Raw genomic sequence first — 19337 nt, forward strand, 5'->3', positions numbered from 1 at the left:
CAGCTACCAACCATGGAGGGTATTGCCAGCCTCATTTTCCAGAAAAACATCTCGATGAGGCATATCCAACTGCTCCGGTGTTCCGCGCAGTTCTGTTTCAGGCCAGTAAAATAAGCGCCCACAACCAACCAAACTGAAAGATACCAGAAGGATCAAGAACCCCTGCATAGCTCTATTCAAAAAAATCGCAGCCATTCAAGCTCCTCTAGGTAGCTTAGATCCCATTAAACCTTTCACTGGCTTAATGAAAATTAGATATACACCAGCAAAAAGGCCACATTATAATCTCACGTTTTGCACTTACCACTACTGACCAGGAAGGAACCGTTATGGACAAATCGACACCGCTACCACTGCTTTTCCCCGTAAAATCTCTGGCTGCTGGCCTAGCTTTTGCCTTTATCAGCACTCCACTCTATGCAGAATGTTCCGCAGCAGAACGTGCAGAAATGATTCGGGCAGGCTTAACTGCACAAGAAGTCAAAGAAGTATGCCCACCCATTGCAGAATCCCAGCCTGCCAGTGAATCACAAAGCCAGCCTACCCGAAGGTCGCAAGCTACGCCTCAATCTAAAGAAGTTGAGTTGAAGCGTTTTCAAATTGGACTAGCCAGCTATTCTTCTGCTATTTCTCATACGGGCTGGTGGGATGACTATGCCTTTTCTGGTTTAGCTTTTTTCGCTTCTATTGCATTCAACGATAATGTTGCTATTAGAGGCCTCATTGCCTCAACTGAGGAGAAGGATGACACCAGCTTAAGCATGGACACAGGAGAAGTCAGCCTTTTACTTGGCACTGGCCTAGCCACTCGTGGTGGAAAATTTTATGCCAGCATTGGTTACTTTAACGATGAGGTATCAAGCAAAACATCCTATTATGACTGGTATTGGGATGAATATTACACTGACAGTGCCGACTATGAGTTCAGTGGCTTACAGTTTGGTATAGGTGGTGGTTATAACTGGACACACATTGCTCTCGATCTTTGGCTCAATATTAAAGATTCCACAGACTTTGAAGATATGTTTGGTGTAGAAGCTGCTGCCGTTTCGGCTGGACTAGGGATTTCTGGCAGGTTCTAGGGCATTCACCCCGAAATTGATTCGACTTCCACAAGCCAGGGCTATACCGCTCTCGACGCACAAATCACTCTGGAACTGGTGGTGGGTCGAGGCAGTAGACAGCTTCTGACTTGATTTAACTAATTTTATCAAACAAAATTACAAAAATTAGTTAAAAAGAATCTTGCCATGAAAATTAAAGCACTTACTTCTGAAGAGCCCAGAGTACTGATAAATGCCACTCAGATTTTTGAGTCCTTGCAGTCATAGCTGGAGAAGAGTTTGACCTACTGGCTACAGATGATCTGGATGTCATGCTCGATCACCGACAGGGATTGCAAATAGCTACCGCTATCAAGCAACACACACTGTTAAGTATTCTGAAACAAGCTGTACCTGATTTAGTCAAGGTGTCCAGTGCTTCAAATCAATACAGTGCCATCACAGCTGAGGGCTACATGATTGACCTGGTGACTCAGGCAGGGCACCCCATGAAAGGCCAAGACTTCAACCACTGCTGCAAAGTGATGACCTGCAGCCCGTGGAAATTGAGTCTTTAAAATGGCTAGCATCTGCACCTGCTTACACAGCAACCGTTTTTGATACCCAGGGTTACCCTTTGCACCTGGAAACAGTGGACCCCAGAGCTTTTGCACTACATAAATGGTTTATAGCCCAACAACCTGAGCGGCAAGCTATCAAAAAAGAAAGAGACCGCCAACAAGCAATTGCTGTCTCTCAGCTAGTGCGTAATTACCTTCCTGGGTTAGCCTATGCCAAAGCATTACAGCGCATTTTTCCTGGACGAATTAATGAAATGCAACAAGATTTAGATGATTATTCATTTTGATTTACTTATAGATAGCCCATCATTTGCTCTCAGGTTAGTGTTGTCACCAGAAGTAATCTAAAGTCAGAGCTGCATCCACATCACCTGTATATCTCAGTTGGGAAGTCACTCCGAAGGACTTGGTAAAAGCGCGCGATGCATTAACTTCTACTGCAGGATTCCAGGAATCTGACTCCAGAGCATACCTCTGCCCTAGCTGTAGCCAGGCGTTAAGGTCACCAAAACTCTTTCTGAGTCCAATCAACGGTTCAAGTTCAAGTGGCTCACCCTGTAAGGTCACATGAAGATCCATACCAAACATAAATAAGCCATCAAAATAATCGTAGGCACGAAACAGCCCACCTGTGAAATAGGGGTCATAAAATTCAAGGCCCTGATCCTTGCCGTTGACGCCTGTTTTCAAATGCCATGCATAGAAGCTTTCTCCAGGAGCAATATGACGTGACGTAACCATATTTCTTATTCGGATAAATTCCAACTTGGAAAGGTAGCCACCTCTTCCACCCTCATACCTTAAGTCGAAATCAAATACGACCAACTCGCCACCCTCAAGACTATTCTTTCCAACCTTGTCCAGGTAAAAAGGTGACCAACGTAGTACCAAGCTGGATATTTCGTCACTCCCAGCCACGCCAAAGGCAAAGCGCATTGGCCGCGTCCCCTCTGCAGGTGAAGGCAAGTCATCCGGGGGTTCAAAACGCAAGGAGGTATTAGCTGGCAGCTGAATACGACTATAAATGACCTGTCTTCTTTTCTCTTTTAAATAAGCTTCCTTCTCATCTGAATTCTGAGCTGAAAGCAAGTACTCATAATAGGAGAGCAGAACAGATAATATATGAATCCTGGCGTTCTCATCGAGTTTTTCAAACGCGGAAGTATCACCCCTTATCCAGGAATCCAAAGCCGAACGCTCATAAATATCTAACTGGTTATACTTTGCAAGAAAAATCCTTTGAAATGATGGGTGATAGACAACTTCTTTGATGATTGAATTTTCCTGATCGGCATCACGTACCTTGTGAAACATTTCAACTGGTGAGTACCACAACACAGAGTTATTAATGTAGCGTTCGTCTTCAGTAACCAATGTCAATAGCTCAGCAATACGGTACGCGCAATTTTCAGTTAAAAAGTAATAATTAAACTTATTGCCATGTACTTCCCACAGGTGCGCCATCATGAGTCGAGCAGAAAAATCATCCAGCTCCAACTGATAATCCCAAATATCTCTGTATTCCGTTCGCGAGTAAACCAAGTCCTGAGAGTAAAAGTGACCGTCAGAAAATCCGGATAAATAGCGGCCAGTCAAGCCTTTATATATGTAAACAGCAGTTAACTCATCTTCCGGTACCATCGCACCAAAATTAAAGGTCAAATCCAATAATCGTCCACCTTCTTCCGTATTAACTCTGAGCAATGAATGTCCGAAGGTAGATGCAGGGTTGCCAAAATAACCACTGACCAGAAGGATGCTTATGCTTTCAATTTCATCCGGCTTAGCCCAGGACAAAAACCTTTCACAACCCTGTTGTTTATTACTATATCCGGGGATATCTAAATACTGGCTCAACCAAAGAAAGCGTGCTGGAAACTTACATAAAATGTCCTGCTCCTTTCCTTGAGAGTATAAAAGTTCATATTTATCGATCAAAGTTTCCATCTCAGATCTTGGATCAATATTACCCCTATCACTCAAAAAAAACTCACTACTCACAACCTTGCTTTCAGGTTTTCCATGTGGATCTTGATGCAAAAGCCTGAGCCAAGTTGACTTCTGATATAAAGCCAGCTCCATAGCTTGGCCCCATAGATTTTCTACTGACTTATCATCAGCGTAAGCCTGAATGGATAAAAAAAATAAAAAAGAGAAAAATATAATTTTAGTAATCATCATAAAAAATGGCGGACTTGAGTCCGCCATTTCCATCAAAGTAATGTTCAAGACTTAAATAGAAGAGCAATCCTGTCCTGTTACCTGATGTAACTGACCATGCAGTTGATCTGCTAATTCATAACGAGTTTTGGAAGAATAGCTAGGCTGAGCAACTGATTCCGCAAATTGACCGCGCAGCTCGGAACCAACACTTGCGTGTACATCTGCAGGGCAGCCAGCAACGCTCAACAAAGTAGCAAAATGCTCACCCTGGCCTTGTGCAAGATCATTTTCCAACTGGGGGTAAGACTCATAAATAAAAGCTGCAGTGCGCGCCTGGCCACCTTTACATGTATCCGGGGATGACAGTTGTGAACTGACTGCCGTGGTACCCAAGTCCCAAGTGATGTTAGTAATTACCGCCACCACACCATGGTTTGGAGCAATAAGGCCACCCAAGCCGCAATCGGTATAAATTTCTGCAAAGTCACGGGCTTGAGCATTTCCCATGCCAAAAATCAGACCTACTGACAAAGCTGCTGTAGCAACAATCTTTTTCATGATTAGTTTCCTTAGTCTTAATTTCCAATATAGTTCCCTGCTTGTCCTACTGCAAACAAGCGGGGTAAATTAATCACATTTCCGCCATGTATTCAAGCTTTCTCAACCCTAATCTTGAATTCATATCAATCAAGCTATTTCAAAGAATCTTTACTTAAGTATTTCTGTAGAGCCTCACTCAAGCTAGAATATGCGCAACCGACAACAAACCCTTTTTCAGAGGTTAGCCATGCCCACTTACCGTTCCCGCACTACTACCGAAGGCCGCAATATGGCTGGTGCTCGTGCCCTTTGGCGCGCCACTGGCATGAAGGATGATGACTTTCAAAAACCCATCATCGCTGTTGCCAATTCCTTCACCCAGTTTGTGCCCGGTCACGTCCATCTGAAGGATATGGGCCAGCTGGTCGCTCGCGAGATTGAAAAAGCGGGTGGCGTTGCCAAAGAATTCAACACCATAGCCGTGGATGATGGTATTGCCATGGGCCATGATGGCATGCTCTATTCCCTGCCCAGCCGTGACCTGATTGCCGACTCGGTGGAATACATGGTCAACGCCCACTGTGCTGATGCGCTAGTGTGTATTTCCAACTGTGACAAGATCACCCCTGGCATGCTGATGGCTGCTATGCGCCTGAATATTCCGGTGATTTTTGTATCCGGTGGCCCCATGGAAGCGGGTAAAACCAAACTGAGCGAGCACGGCCTGGACTTGGTTGATGCCATGGTTATTGCTGCCTCGGATGCCAGTGATGAAACCGTCGCTGAATATGAGCGCTCTGCCTGCCCGACTTGCGGCTCCTGCTCTGGCATGTTCACTGCCAACTCCATGAACTGCCTCACTGAAGCTCTGGGTCTTTCTCTGCCTGGCAATGGCACCACCCTGGCCACCCACTCCGACCGTCGCCGCCTGTTTGAAGAAGCCGGACAACGTATCGTCGAGCTGGCCAAGCGCCATTATGAGCAGGATGATTATTCCGTACTACCGCGCTCCATTGCCAACCAGGGTGCCTTCACGAATGCCATGGCTCTGGATATCGCCATGGGCGGCTCCACCAATACCATTCTGCACCTGCTGGCACTGGCCCAGGAAGCTGAAGTGGATTTCGACCTCAGTGATATTGACCGCCTATCCAAACAAATTCCGCAGCTTTGCAAGGTGGCACCCAATACCCAGAAATACCACATTGAAGATGTTCACCGCGCTGGTGGGATTTTTGGCCTCTTGGGCGAGCTGGATCGCGCTGGTCTGTTAAATACTGAGCTGGCCACGGTGCACAGCAAAACCTTTGCTGAAGCTCTGGAAACCTGGGATATTCTGCGCAAACCCACGCCTGAAGTCCTCGAGTTCTACCGGGCTGGACCTGCAGGCATTCCAACGCAGCAAGCTTTCAGCCAATCCACCCGCTGGAACAGCCTGGATGCTGACCGTGAGAATGGCTGTATTCGCAATCTGGAAAATGCCTTTTCTAAAGAAGGCGGCCTCGCTGTACTCTACGGCAATCTGGCTGAAGACGGCTGTGTGGTCAAAACCGCCGGGGTCGAAGATGAGCTGCTGGTTTTCCGAGGCACTGCCCATGTCACTGAGTCCCAAGAGGAAGCCGTTGCCAATATTCTGGAAGGTAAGGTCAAGGAAGGCGATGTGGTGATCGTTCGCTATGAAGGCCCCAAAGGTGGCCCAGGCATGCAGGAAATGCTCTACCCCACCAGCTACATTAAATCCAAGGGCCTGGGCAAAGCTTGCGCGCTGCTCACCGATGGTCGCTTCTCTGGAGGCACTTCCGGGCTGTCTATTGGCCATGCTTCTCCCGAAGCAGCAGCGGGTGGTGCCATCGGCCTGGTTCAAAACGGCGACTCCATTCTGATCGATATCCCCAACCGTCGTATCGATGTGGAAATCAGTAATGAAGAACTAGCCCAACGCCGTGCCGAACAGGATAAGAAAGGCTGGAAGCCTGCCAAGCCACGTGATCGCAAGGTGTCTGCGGCTCTGAAAGCCTATGCATTGTTGGCCACTTCAGCCGACAAGGGTGCTGTCCGTGATCTGTCGAAACTGGATTAAGGCAACAACCCTCGGCCTGCTGACCAGCCTCTTGCTGGTCGGCTGTGCCAGTGGGCCGCAGCAAGCTACTTTTGAAGAGGCTACAGAAACCAGCGTTTGGGTCTGTGATGACCAGGATGTCATGCAGACACGCCACACCGACAATCAACTTTGGCTACAGCTACCCAACTCGGATTCCTGGCTTGAACTTAACCGAGGTCGCTCCGCCTCTGGCAGCCTCTATGAAAATGCCCAGGACACTCGCTTCTGGTCTCAGGGTGAAAGAGCAAGGGTATTTACGCCACACCAGGAATGGAGTTTCTGCCATCTGGAAGCACGCGGTGCTCACGATGAGGTGGATGCCACCGCCTTGATTGCAGGCACGGATAACTCCCCAGATGCCCTGACCTTGCGTGCAACTGGTCACCATCCTGGCTGGCTATTGGAAATTCGCCAGAAGGGCGAAGGCAGCCTGAGCTTTAACTTCGGTACAGAGACTCACGACCTGACTGGGATCGAACAGACCCATCAGGATTTGATTGTCCGACGTTACCAAGCCCAGCTTCCAGATGGCGAACCTTTTCAGTACCAGGTAGAAAATGTGATGTGTATTGACATCAAATCCGGAGAGCCTTTTCAGCACCGGGTTGAAATGACTTTCCAGGGACAAACCTACAGGGGTTGCGGACAAAGTTTTTAACAGCTAATCTTGCCAGTAATTAAATCTTACCTGACACCCCCGCAGCCCTGGTTGCGGGGGTGTTGTTTTTATTGAAGGAAAAAACAATGCTAGCCAAACTTCACCTACTCATGAACGAACTGGATCATGCCCGCTTGGAACGGCTGGTGGATTCCCCTGAATACAACAAGATGCCTGTCGCCCAGGCCCTGGCTGAACGCCTGGATAACGCTGATATAGCAGCACCCGAAGAAATTCCTGCTGACCTGGTCAGCATGCATAGCCGTATCCGCTTTCGCGACTTAAAAGCCGACCTCCTGATGGAAAAGGAATTGGTCTACCCGCATAATTTAAAACAAGATGCCACCGACCAGCTTTCGGTTATGGCACCCCTGGGAGCCGCTCTTCTTGGCGCACGTGTCGGTGAAGAAGTTCACTGGCAACTTCCCAATGGCAAGGATGCGGCCTTGATGGTTGAAGAAATCCTCTACCAGCCTGAACAGGCGGGTGAACTCTATCGCTAAAATACCTTATAAATCTGTACTTGCATAAAAGCTGACCACCAGTATATTTACGTTCGCTTAAATTAAAAGGAACTCATCATGAAAAAACAATTAACTCTAGTAGCAGTAGCCAGCTTGTTAATGGCGTCCCATAGTTTTGCTCAAACACCTAGCTACAACTACGTTGAAGGTGGCTTAGCTCTCTATCCCGGTGCAACCGATGCAGACCAGACCTTTATTGGTCCAACCGGTCGTGGCGCTATGGAACTGGAAGAACTCACAGGTATAGATAACCTCTTTGCCTATGGCGGCCTTACTTACCTGACTGATGATTTCGATTACACCAATTTTCATGCTGGCATTGGATATGCCCACTTCCTTGATGCTCAAACCAGCGTCTGGGGTGGTGGTAACATCGAATATCAAAAACTATCTTTTTCTGGCTTTTCCAGTAGCGATACTTCTATTGCTCTACGCGGTGGAATTCGCCATCAACTCAACCAAGACCTAGAAGTCGGTGGTGGACTCAGGCTGGTTACTGGTGATTGGGACTATTTAGGCCTTAGCGGTACAGCACGCTACCAGCTGCAAGACAACCTTTATGCACTTGCTGAGGTTGATATTTGGGATGGCGATGTAGGTGTTATCGGCGGTGTTGGGATGACCTTTTAATAGATCCTAAAGACACACTCTTCGTAGCCTGGAATAAGTTGTCTTTTACAGTAAACTATCCCCTTTTTTGGAAGCCACTTTAAAAAAGGGGATAGCAGCATGGCAAAGCAGCACCTTCAATTAACAACCTTTGTTCTGGTCCTGATCTTAATTGCAGGCTGCAGTTCAACCCCCACTGCCAGTACTGATCCAGGCAATCATCAATATACTCAAACCCCTTGCTGGCTCCATACGCCTTACAGCAGTCAAGCACAAGGTGTCATTGCGATTACTGCTGAGTTCGGTTCAGGTGATACCAAGGCCCTCAGTCGTGAAATGGCTGTAGCCTCGCTAGCCGAAGTGTATAACCTGTCTACTCAAGGGCTGGATGAGCAGGACATCTACCAGAACACCATCTCACTAAGCGGTCATTCTATTGGCCTGGCACCTACTTGGACTCATGCTGGTCAACATATCAGTTACGCCTACCTCGCTAACACTCAAGCCGATCACTGGGTTTTAAATTCCTGCGCACAACCCCGCTGTCAGCCTGAGCGCTGCTCTCCCAGCTGGCTCTGTGAAGAAAATACCAACCATTACTTATCAGCAGTGACCGTGAGCCAACTAGCGGCCACACAAAGAGAACAATATCGCTTCTTATTTGAAAATGCTTTGGCACAGCTGCGAACAACTCATGGCGTCAAGGTTGAAGCCAGCCGTGCGCAGTTGCATACCCGTAGTGGCAGTGCTCTGAATCTAAGCAGCTATTTACGCGAGCGTGAGCACTCCTCTTTTCAGTTCAGTGAAATGAGTGGTTCTGTACCTTTGGTATTGACCGACTCTTGCCGTTACGACACTACTCTTTATGGACGCCTAATGCTCAAAGGTGTTACCAATCCTCATGCTGATCTCCTACCTATTAATCAAGACTGGCATCTGGATTTAAGTAGCCCAGGAGAAGGCATGGCTGTGGGCCATTTTTCCGGCATGCTGTCACACAACCTGATTTCTTTGAGAATTGAATATGCACTGCGTAATGCTTTACTGGAATTGGCGCGCAGCCATCAAGTACAAATTACCAGTGACCAGTTGCACATTAACAACCTGGATGGCGGCTACTATTCAATGGAATTGGTGACTGAAGACACCCAAATGCAAATGCGCGTCAGGGTCCGAAGTGTCCGTTTCCTGGGCACTTCGGATGACCCTGACGTCTATGTGCTGGTGGAAGGAATGTAAACTACCCGTCCTGGTTAATTTTGGTGATCAACTCCTGAAGCACCTGTTCGGCCTGGTCATTTTCAACCTGACAGGTGCCTGCATTCAAATGACCACCGCCGTTGTAGTTAAGACACAACTCACCCACATTGGTATTGGACGTTTTGTTCAAAATGGATTTGCCAATTGCAAAAACGGTGTTCTGCTTTTTCAAACCCCACATTACATGGATGGAAATATTGCACTGGGGGTACAAGGCATAAAGCGTGAAGCGATTGGTTGCATAGATGGTTTCCTGCTCACGCAAATCCAAGACCACGAGATTGCCGTGCACACTGGCACATTTTTGCAACTGCTGCCGCGCCTTGCTGTCATGCTCAAAATATAGCTGAGTGCGCTCCTTAACATCCGGCAGTTCCAGAATCTGCTCAATACTGTGGTTACGGCAATAATCAATCAACTGCATCATCAATTGATAGTTGGAAATACGAAACTCCCGGAAGCGACCCAAGCCAGTGCGTGCGTCCATAATGAAGTTCAGCAGTACCCAGCCTTCCGGGTTCAAAACTTCATCTTCAGTGAAGTTGGCCGAATCTCCTTTGTCCACAGCCTCCATCATGTCATCCCAGCGTGCTGGGAAAGCCTTGTGTCCGCCATAGTAGTCAAACACCACCCGCGCAGCTGAAGGAGCATCCGGGTCAATAATATGATTATCGGCCTTGTTTTCGTTGCGCAGGGTTTCACTCAAATGGTGATCAAATGCCAGATGGCAACCAGGCACATAAGGCAGGTTGGTGGTGATGTCTTTGCCCGTGATTTCGACCTTCCCATCCTGCATATCCTTGGGGTGTACGAATTGAATATCATCAATCAGATCCAGGTGCTTCAAAAGAGCGGCACAGACCAAACCATCAAAATCGCTGCGCGTCACCAGACGATACTTTTCTGACATGGAAGTCTCCTGTTAAGTTACACTGTTTTAAAAATAACACCCTTTGTTAACCTTTTCGAGGCAAATCAGGATGAATCAGGCAGTTTCTACCCAGGCTCCGCTAGCTCCCCAGACCGTGCATCTGAAAGACTATCAGCCCCCCGCCTTTCTGATTAACCAAGTAGAGCTGAATTTTAAGCTGGAACCCTCGGCAACTCTGGTGACCAGCCTCCTTCACCTGCAACGTAATCCAGCGCATCCAGATGGTCGCGCACCCCTGGTTCTGGATGGCCAGCAACTCAAGCTACTGAGTGTAGAAGTTGATGGTCAACCGCTAGCTGCCAGTGATTACCAGGTAACCGAAAACCACCTGACCTTGCCTCAGCCACCGGCTGAATTTGTTCTGCAAACCCAGGTAGAAATTGATCCCGCCAATAACACTGCTCTGGAAGGGCTTTACCTTTCCAGTGGCAATTTTTGCACACAATGTGAAGCTGAAGGCTTTAGACGCATCACCTACTATCTGGATCGTCCCGATGTTCTCGCCCGCTTCACCACCCGAATAGAAGCCGACAAAGAAGCCTTCCCGGTACTGCTTTCGAATGGCAATCCTACAGAAAAAGGTGAGTTGGACAAGGGCAAACATTATGTCATTTGGGAAGATCCCTTCCCCAAGCCCTGCTACCTCTTTGCTTTGGTTGGCGGTGACCTGCATCCGGTTAAAGACAGCTACACAACCAGCAGCGGCCGTAAAGTAGCACTGGAAATCTGGGTTGAAAAAGAAAATCTACACAAGTGCGACCATGCGCTTGAGTCCCTGAAAAAAGCCATGCGTTGGGACGAAGACACCTATGGGCGCGAGTATGATCTGGATATCTACATGATTGTTGCCGTCAATGACTTCAACATGGGCGCCATGGAAAACAAAGGCCTGAATATCTTTAATTCAGCCTGCGTGTTGGCCGACCCCAAAAGTGAAACCGATATGGCCTTTCACCGGGTCGAAAGCGTGGTTGCCCATGAATATTTTCACAACTGGTCGGGTAACCGTGTCACCTGCCGGGATTGGTTTCAACTTTCCCTGAAAGAAGGCTTTACCGTTTTTCGAGATCAACAATTCAGTGCTGACCAACACTCACCCGCCGTTGAGCGCATCCAGCATGTTGCCTTGCTGCGCACTGCCCAGTTTGCCGAAGATGCCAGTCCTACCGCGCACCCTGTAAGGCCAGATAGCTATATAGAAATCAATAACTTCTATACCCTGACAGTCTATGAGAAGGGCTCAGAAGTGGTACGCATGCTTTCAGAACTGGTCGGCTGGGATACTTTTCGTAAAGGCAGTGATCTCTACTTTGAGCGCTTTGATGGCCAGGCCGTCACCGTCGAGGATTTTGTTAACTGCATGGCGGAAGTTTCCGGCCTGAATCTGGACCAATTCCTGATTTGGTACAGCCAGGCTGGCACCCCTCAGGTAAAAGCAGAAGGCCGCTATGATGCCGAGCAAAAAACCTTCACGCTGACCCTGAAACAAGAGACACCACCCACACCTGGGCAAAAAGATAAACAACCCCTGCTCATCCCCATCAAAATGGGTCTGGTCAGCCGTACTGGCCATCCCCTGCCTCTGGAGATAGATGGTGAATTCCACGGTACTGAAACTGTACTCCAGCTGAATAAAGCTGAGCAAAGCTTCACCTTCCATCATTTGGAAAGTGAACCCCTACCTTCGCTTTTGCGTGGCTTTTCTGCGCCAGTTAAGCTCAGCTATGCCTACAGCAAAGAAGATTTGGCCTTTTTACTACAACATGACCCAGATGGCTTCAATCGCTGGGATGCAGGCCAGCAACTGGCCTTGACCACACTGCAAGAGCTAATCAGCGCCCAACAACAGGGACAAGATCTGGAGCTGGACCCTCTCCTGATCAATACCTGGAAACAGCTCCTTGAAGGTCAGCCTGAAGATCCACTGATGCTTGCAGAGCTGCTGCAACTGCCCTCAGAAGCCTATATTGCCGAACAGTATGAATGTGTGGATATTGATGCCATTCACATTGCCCGCGACTATGCACGCAAAACCCTGGCAACAGCGCTCTACCCAGAGTTTTTGCGCCTCTATCATCTCTATACCAGTGACCAACCCTGGTCTGCTGAGGCTCAACAGCTGGCTGCGCGCCGCCTGAAAAATACCTGCCTGAGCTTCCTGGTCGTCACCGATGCAGCAGAAGCCTTGCAGCTGGCCGAACAGCAGTTCCAGCAAGCCGATAACATGACTGACCAGCAGGCTGCACTGACTTGCCTGGCCCATGCCGAAAACAACCAGCCCGGTGATGCTGCGCTGCAAGCCTTTGCCCGCCAGTGGGCACGGGATCCTTTGGTCATGGACACCTGGTTCAGCATTCAGGTCACCCGGCCCCACCCAGACGCTTTAGATCGTGTTAAAGCCCTGCTGGAACATCCAGCCTTTTCGATGAAAAACCCCAACAAGGTACGTGCCGTCCTGGGCGCTTTTGCTGGTCAGAATCGGCACAATTTCCACCGGCGCGATGGTGCTGGCTATCAGTTGCTGGCAAACGCCGTCATCGAACTGAACAAAACCAACCCACAAATTGCTTCCAGACTGGTTTTACCCCTGACCCGCTTTCAAAAACTGGATGACTTCCGCAAGGGTAAAATGAAAGAAGCCCTGGAACGCATTCAGCAAGAAAAACTCAGCCCGGATCTTTACGAAGTTATACAAAAAGCACTGGTCAGTTAAGAAGTTTCAGGCCCTTGATATGCTGACATAAATCACTTTCACAGGGCCTTGTAGCCAATGATTAATACTTTAGTCTAACAAGCTAAATAGAAGTCATTGACAAGACATAAAAAACCATGCGAGTCTGCATACAGCGGTCAGGGTAAGACCCGCCGCCCCTTGAACCTGAAACGAAATTGATTTCGATCAACAACTAATAAGAAGGTACTTACGCTATGAAATTGCGTCATGCTCTCGCGGGCACAGTTGCCCTGCCCCTCGCCCTTGCTGTTGCTTCCGCTAATGCTGCTACCATCGTTGATAACGATCAGCAGCGCCTAAACATTGGTGGTTTTGTTGTTGCCCAGGCTTACTGGGAAATGCCTGACGAAGGTGAAACCAACTATGGCATGGATCTGGGTACTTCTCGTATCAACGTTATGTATACCCAGAAAACTGATGCTGGCGATATCACCTACTACTATGAGCAAAACATCGCCAACAACTCTCTGCGTCACGCAGCCATCATGTGGGACGGCTGGGTTGCTGGTCAAACCTGGTCTGGCTTTGCCAACTTGACAGGTCTGGGTGAAACCCTGGATGCCAATGGTAATGCCATTACTTCTTCCTGGGCTGCTCGTAATGCTCTGCTGGGTAAAAATATCGACCTGGGCGACGGCATGAGTGTTGGTGTTTTCCTGGAAGACCGTGGCCAAAACAGTGGTAACGATGCAGGTGCTGGCGGCACTGCAAATGCTTCTGTGATTCCTGACCTGACCGCCAACTTCAAGGGTAACTTTGGCGGCATGGACGTGTTCTTTGCTGGTCAGCTCTACAATGTAGATGATGCAACTGATGCAACTGATGCTGAACAGAAGTTCCGCTTAACTGCTGGTCTGAACATGCCCCTGAATGATCAGATGAAAATTAATGCGGCCTTCACCAGTGATGAAGACAACTACAATGCCGTTTCTGGTGCCTTCCAAATGAAGCTCAGCGAAGACCTGCGCACCAACGTTGTCTTCGAACACTACATGGATGACGGTGATGACATGGACTACAGCCAGCTGTGGCTGAATGCCATCCATACCACAGCTTCTGGCTGGGAATGGGGCGGTGAGTTCCAGATGGTCTTTGCTGATGACAATGCCTCTGTAACTGCTCCAGCTGCAGGTGCCGCTGTAGTTGACGGTGATATGACTTTCCGTGTACAAGCTCGCTACGCTTTCTAAGCTAACGCTGGTTTAAAACCAGCTGGCTTTAAGCGTTAAAGCATAAACCCCCGCTCTTTGAGTGGGGGTTTTTTGTTAGCCCCTGTGGGAGCGCAGTCCTCTGCGCGATCAGAAGAAAGTGCATCAGGTGCTTTCTATAAAGCGATTATCGCGAACGGAGTTCGCTCCCACAGAAAGTTCGCTTCCACAGAGTGGGGGCCCACTCTGTGAGCGATCAGCGATGATCCAAACCCCACTCCTCACCCACAGAGCGGCCACTTACACTAGAGCCTTAGTCCAACAACCCCTTATTATCCTGCCAGGTGATATTCAGCTTCTGCTCAATCAATCGGATGGTTTTTTGGCTAACATCCAGCTCTTTAGCCAGGCTGGGGAAACTGCTTAAGGGTTCAATGACTCCCTCTATCGCTCGCTGAGCTTCTTTCCAACTGGCAAAGCTGGCTGCTTTGGCGAGGCGTTGAATCGCTTTAAGTGATGGTTTTTTGCCATAACCTGCAAAGGCGGTTGCCTGTTCCCCATAAGGGTGAGGGCTAAAAGTGACATCATAAAAAGGAGCGGGCATCCAGCGCCCAGAATCTTCTTGCAGGAAGGCCCAGTTTTTACTGTGGTCATCCTGGCTACAGGCAAAGAGGTTAAAGATAGCCCGCTTGAATTGCAGCTGCCCTGCTACAGGACTTTTACACACCAGGCTGGTAGCTTTGATCAGGTCTTCATAATCCAGGCTGGGAGTGCGAAAATCAGCATCCAGAAGCCCGCAAGCGGTATGCATAGGCTGCTTCGCACAAGCCTTCTTCATGACCCAGCGCCAGCTGCCGGGAGGTAAACTTAATCAACCAGGCTTCATCACCTGCTTCAGGATGGGTTCTACAGTGATCTAGCAGAGTGGAAGCTCACTGTTGGAGCTTTCTGTGAAAGCGATTATCTTCCTTCTTTCTAACTCACACCCTGGTAGCGTCCAGGTTTGTGGTTGAGGGTTAGGATAAGATTGAGGATGGCAGCACCGGCAATGGAAAGCAGGACTTTATCCAGAGGAAGGACGAGCAGAGCACCAAAGACGATACAAAAATCGACGCCCATTTGGAATTTCCCCGCACGAATGTTGAACCTGTCCTGCAGGTAAAGAGCAAGAATGTTCACCCCGCCCAGGCTAGCTCGGTGCCGAAACAGCATTAACATGCCTAAACCGATGCACATCCCACCTAATAGTGCCGCATAAGCTGGAGCCACCTGTTCAAAGCTTACCCAAAGCGGGGTGAGTTCGGCAAACAGGGAAACCAGGCCCACAGCGGCAAAGGTTTTCAGGGTGAACTTCCAGCCCATGCGCAAAAATGCCAGGACATAAAAGGGCAGATTGAGCACAAAGAAAACGGGGCCAAAGCCCCATTCAGTCATATACTTGACCAGAAAAGCCAAGCCAGCCGTACTGCCCGTTAGCAGCTCTGCCTGGCCGTAGAAGGTAATACCTAGCGCGACCAGGGGTGTCGCCGTAATCAGCGCCAGGGCATCTTCCAACAGGCTGTGATGGCGGTGCTTGTCTTCTATCACAGTTTTCTCAGCTGTTCCTGCTGCTCTTTCAGTTTATTGCAGGCCGTTTCAGCTTCAGCCAGTTTGGCTTTTTCCTTATCGACCACTTCAGCGGGGGCCTTGCTGACAAAGCTTTCGTTGTTGAGCTTACCTGCCGTGCGCTGCATGTCTTTTTCCAGACGTTCAATTTCTTTGTCCAGGCGGGCGATTTCCGCATCCTTGTCGATAAAGCCAGCCAGCGGCAGGTGGACCTCCATTTGTCCAACCAGCTGCATGGAACTCATCGGCAGGCCTTCATCACCAGTCAGTTGGATGGATTCCAGTTTGGCCAGTTTTTGCAGGAAAAGTCGATTTTCCTGCAGGCGGCGCTGGTCTTCAGCCGAGGTGTTGTGCAGCAGCAGGGGCAGGGGTTTGCCAGGGGCCAGGTTCATTTCGGCGCGCAGGTTACGAACGGCCAGGATCACGCCCTTGACCCATTCCAGGTCAGCAACGGCCAACTGATCGATTTTGCTGGTATCTGCCTGGGGCCACTGAGCCAGCATCAGGCTTTCACCTTCCACACCGGCCAAGGGCTTGACCCGCTGCCAAATCTCTTCAGTGATAAAGGGAATCATCGGATGACCCAGGCGCAGGATGGCTTCCAGCACTCTGACCAGGGTACGGCGGGTGCCACGCAGTTCTTCGGCACTGGCTTCTTCATTCCAGAGTACCGGCTTGGAAAGCTCCAGATACCAGTCGCAGTAGTCGTTCCAGACAAACTCATAGAAGGCATGGGCGGCCAAATCAAAACGATAGCTGCTCAGGTGTTTGGTCACGGAAGCTTCGGTTTCCTGCAGGCGGGAAAGAATCCAGCGATCTGCCAGGGTCAAATCTACCGGTTCGTTATTAACGCCACAGTCTTCGCCTTCGGTGTTACTCAGCACATAGCGAGCGGCATTCCATAGCTTGTTGCAAAAGTTGCGATAGCCTTCCAGACGCTTCATATCCCAGTTGATATCCCGCCCCGTGGTGGCCATGGCCAGCAGGGTGAAACGCAGGGCATCAGTGCCATGGGCGCTAATGCCTTCAGGAAAGGCTTTTTTGGTTTGTTTGGCGATCTTCTCGGCCAGTTTGGGCTGCATCAAGCCGCTGGTGCGTTTTTCCAGCAGGGTTTCCAGATCGATACCATCAATCATGTCCAGCGGATCAAGCACATTGCCCTTGGATTTGGACATCTTCTGGCCGTTGTCATCACGAATCAGGCCGGTGACATAGACGGTTTTGAAAGGCACCTGATCGGTGAATTTCAGGGTCAGCATGATCATGCGTGCCACCCAGAAGAAGATAATATCAAAGCCGGTGACCAGCACGCTGGAGGGATGAAACGCCTTGAGTTCTTCAGTTTGCTCAGGCCAGCCCAGGGTCCCAAAGGTCCAAAGACCTGAGCTGAACCAGGTATCCAGCACATCAGTATCCTGCTCCAGGCTGACTTCGCTGCCCAGGTTGTATTTCTGGCGCACGGCCTCTTCGCTTTGACCGACATAGATATTGCCCACTTCGTCATACCAGGCGGGAATCCGATGCCCCCACCAGAGCTGACGGGAAATACACCAGTCCTGAATGTCACGCATCCAGGCGAAGTACATGTTTTCGTACTGCTTGGGTACAAATTCGATATCGCCCTTTTCCACCGCAGCGATGGCAGGCTCTGCCAGAGGGGCAATTTTGACAAACCATTGGTCGGTCAGCAGGGGTTCTATCACCACGCCGGAGCGATCACCATAGGGCAGGGTGTTGTTGATCTGTTCGACCTGCTCCAGCAGGCCGAGGGCCTCCATTTCGGCAACCAGCTTTTTGCGGGCTTCAAAGCGATCCAGACCCCGGAAGATTTCCGGTAGCGTGGGATCAACGGCTTCATTCGGTGTGCCGTCCAGGTTGTAGACTTCAGCCTGGTCACGTATCGCAGCATCAATGGTCATAACATTGATCAGCGGCTGGTTATGGCGTTTGCCCACCTGATAGTCATTGAAATCATGCGCCGGGGTGATCTTCACGCAACCCGAGCCTTTTTCCATATCGGCATGGTCATCGGCGACCACGGGGATACGGCGACCGACCAGCGGCAGAATCACCTCTTTACCGACGATGGATGCATAGCGTTCGTCTTTAGGATTGACCGCAACACAGGTATCGCCCAGTAGAGTTTCCGGACGAGTAGTCGCAACCACAAGATAGTCCTTGCCATCAGCGGTTTTAGCGCCATCCGCCAGCGGGTAACGGAAATGCCAGAAATTGCCTTGCTGATCCTTGTTTTCCACTTCCAGATCGGAAATAGCGGTATGGAGTTTCGGGTCCCAGTTGACCAGGCGTTTGCCACGGTAAATCAGGCCTTCATCGTAAAGGCGAATAAAGACTTCCTGTACAGCCTTGTAGAAGCCGTCATCCATGGTGAAGCGTTCTCTATCCCAGTCCACAGAGGCACCCAAACGGCGCAACTGGCGGGTAATGGTGCCACCGGATTCTTCTTTCCATTCCCAGACTTTTTCCAGAAACTTGTCGCGCCCCAAATCATGACGGGTTTTGCCTTCTTCAGCAGCCAGTTTGCGCTCCACCACCATCTGGGTGGCAATCCCGGCGTGGTCAGTACCCACCTGCCAGAGGGTGTTTTTCTGCTGCATCCGCTGCCAGCGGGTCAGGGTATCCATAATGGAATCCTGAAAGGCATGACCCATGTGCAGACTGCCGGTGACATTGGGCGGTGGAATCATGATGCTGTAAGACTCGCCCTGACCGGAAGGACGAAAATAGCCCTTTTCTTCCCACTCCTTGGCCCAGCGCTTTTCAATGTCTGTGGGTTGATAGGTCTTGTCGAGTGAAGCTTCTGGCTTGCTGGTCATGGAATTCCCGTTTAAGACTTGGTTCTTGATCAAAAGAGGTAAGAATGGGCGTGATTATAGCTTTTTTGGCGCTTCGGGTGCACTCTTTGCATAGGTTTGAACTGGAACACAGAATTTTTTGACGCCAGGGTCTAAACTTCAAGTGTTTAAGGTTCCATGCAACAAAAAAACGCTGTAACCTAAATACCTAGTAACTAAACGTAACGGAATCAACCAGCATGCATGATGCGAATGTTTCACTCAGTCTTCATCCACCTGCATTAATGCGGGGTGCTGTGCGTGTTGAAATTGGTCAGTTGACTGCTGTTATCTTGCAACGCCTGCTGCAAGAACAGCCCATGGTTGCTTTACCCAATGAAACCCTACAGGAATACCTGGAAAACCTGGGTTTGGACTTCCCTGATCCGCTACAAATGCGTGCATTGGTCAAACAGTTACGTGAAGATATGCGCCTGGTGGGTGTGGATAACCCTATTTTGCAGGTTGGTGGCGGCCTGATGCTGAACCGCCACGTCCATGTTGTCTGTGATGAAGATGAAGGGCCTGATCTGCTCGATATTATCTACACCGGCCTTATCCCTCACCAAAGGCATTAAACAGCTT

General features: G+C 49.5%; 16 protein-coding genes and 1 pseudogene. 10 read left to right on the plus strand and 7 right to left on the minus strand.

The features are described 5' to 3' along the window. Positions 1-3 precede the first annotated feature (3 nt). Positions 4-195 carry a hypothetical protein gene (locus BM185_RS12080; protein ID WP_091964151.1) on the minus strand — a complete coding sequence of 64 codons (192 nt, stop codon included), beginning with the start codon at positions 193-195 and terminating at the stop codon, positions 4-6. 134 nt (positions 196-329) lie between these two features. Between BM185_RS12080 and BM185_RS12085 the strand changes: the two genes are divergently transcribed. Both BM185_RS12085 and BM185_RS14880 read left to right on the plus strand, forming a co-directional pair. Then, positions 330-1082, plus strand: a complete 753-nt coding sequence (locus tag BM185_RS12085) for a hypothetical protein (RefSeq protein WP_091964155.1) — start codon at positions 330-332, stop codon at positions 1080-1082. 293 nt (positions 1083-1375) lie between these two features. Then, positions 1376-1911, plus strand: a pseudogene (locus BM185_RS14880) (GSU2403 family nucleotidyltransferase fold protein). A gap of 43 nt (positions 1912-1954) precedes the next feature. Here BM185_RS14880 and BM185_RS12100 read toward each other — a convergent pair. Then, on the minus strand, positions 1955-3838 hold the full coding sequence (locus BM185_RS12100; RefSeq protein ID WP_091964164.1) for an Lnb N-terminal periplasmic domain-containing protein: 1884 nt from the start codon (positions 3836-3838) through the stop codon (positions 1955-1957). A gap of 18 nt (positions 3839-3856) precedes the next feature. Further along, entirely contained in the window at positions 3857-4345 is a 489-nt protein-coding gene (locus tag BM185_RS12105; RefSeq protein WP_091964166.1) for a DUF3015 family protein, read from the minus strand. 229 nt (positions 4346-4574) lie between these two features. On the opposite strand from BM185_RS12105, the gene ilvD reads away from it, so the two are divergent. The 5 genes from ilvD to BM185_RS12130 all read left to right on the plus strand — a co-directional run bounded on the left by ilvD (position 4575) and on the right by BM185_RS12130 (position 9458). After that, on the plus strand, positions 4575-6407 hold the full coding sequence (gene ilvD, locus BM185_RS12110; RefSeq protein WP_091964569.1) for a dihydroxy-acid dehydratase: 1833 nt from the start codon (positions 4575-4577) through the stop codon (positions 6405-6407). After that, positions 6385-7086, plus strand: coding sequence for an MliC family protein (locus BM185_RS12115; protein WP_177203553.1), 702 nt, complete (start codon positions 6385-6387; stop codon positions 7084-7086). Before ilvD ends, BM185_RS12115 begins: the two co-directional genes overlap by 23 nt. 86 nt (positions 7087-7172) lie before the next feature. Then, positions 7173-7589 carry a nucleoside diphosphate kinase regulator gene (rnk, locus tag BM185_RS12120; RefSeq protein ID WP_091964172.1) on the plus strand — a complete coding sequence of 139 codons (417 nt, stop codon included), beginning with the start codon at positions 7173-7175 and terminating at the stop codon, positions 7587-7589. Between the two features lie 78 nt (positions 7590-7667). Further along, positions 7668-8240, plus strand: coding sequence for a hypothetical protein (locus tag BM185_RS12125; protein WP_091964174.1), 573 nt, complete (start codon positions 7668-7670; stop codon positions 8238-8240). A gap of 99 nt (positions 8241-8339) precedes the next feature. Next, positions 8340-9458, plus strand: coding sequence for a hypothetical protein (locus BM185_RS12130; protein WP_091964176.1), 1119 nt, complete (start codon positions 8340-8342; stop codon positions 9456-9458). A gap of 1 nt (position 9459) precedes the next feature. Here the strand turns inward: BM185_RS12130 and BM185_RS12135 are convergent, their stop codons facing one another. After that, on the minus strand, positions 9460-10389 hold the full coding sequence (locus BM185_RS12135) for a DHH family phosphoesterase (RefSeq protein WP_091964178.1): 930 nt from the start codon (positions 10387-10389) through the stop codon (positions 9460-9462). Positions 10390-10459: 70 nt separating this feature from the next. Between BM185_RS12135 and pepN the strand changes: the two genes are divergently transcribed. Continuing rightward, the gene (pepN, locus tag BM185_RS12140; RefSeq protein WP_091964181.1) at positions 10460-13123 is read left to right on the plus strand and encodes an aminopeptidase N; all 2664 of its coding nucleotides are present in this window, start codon (positions 10460-10462) and stop codon (positions 13121-13123) included. A 215-nt stretch (positions 13124-13338) separates the two neighbouring features. Further along, positions 13339-14334 (plus strand): hypothetical protein, encoded by a 996-nt coding sequence (locus tag BM185_RS12145; protein ID WP_091964183.1) that lies wholly within the window; start codon positions 13339-13341, stop codon positions 14332-14334. A 271-nt stretch (positions 14335-14605) separates the two neighbouring features. Here the strand turns inward: BM185_RS12145 and BM185_RS12150 are convergent, their stop codons facing one another. The 3 genes from BM185_RS12150 to BM185_RS12160 all read right to left on the minus strand — a co-directional run bounded on the left by BM185_RS12150 (position 14606) and on the right by BM185_RS12160 (position 18734). Continuing rightward, positions 14606-15130: a type II toxin-antitoxin system HipA family toxin gene (locus BM185_RS12150; RefSeq protein ID WP_245751760.1), complete on the minus strand. Its 525-nt coding sequence runs from the start codon at positions 15128-15130 to the stop codon at positions 14606-14608. 137 nt (positions 15131-15267) lie between these two features. Then, positions 15268-15879, minus strand: a complete 612-nt coding sequence (locus BM185_RS12155) for a YitT family protein (protein WP_091964186.1) — start codon at positions 15877-15879, stop codon at positions 15268-15270. Continuing rightward, a complete protein-coding gene (locus tag BM185_RS12160) occupies positions 15876-18734 on the minus strand; it encodes a valine--tRNA ligase (RefSeq protein ID WP_091964189.1) in 2859 nt (952 codons plus the stop codon). The genes BM185_RS12155 and BM185_RS12160 overlap by 4 nt, the downstream gene beginning before the upstream one ends. A 218-nt stretch (positions 18735-18952) precedes the next feature. On the opposite strand from BM185_RS12160, the gene BM185_RS12165 reads away from it, so the two are divergent. Continuing rightward, complete coding sequence (locus BM185_RS12165) at positions 18953-19330, plus strand: hypothetical protein (protein WP_091964192.1); 378 nt, start codon at positions 18953-18955, stop codon at positions 19328-19330. Positions 19331-19337: the final 7 nt, after the last annotated feature.

Origin of the sequence: Marinospirillum celere (genome assembly GCF_900112235.1) — a bacterium.
Lineage (GTDB): Bacteria > Pseudomonadota > Gammaproteobacteria > Pseudomonadales > Halomonadaceae > Marinospirillum > Marinospirillum celere.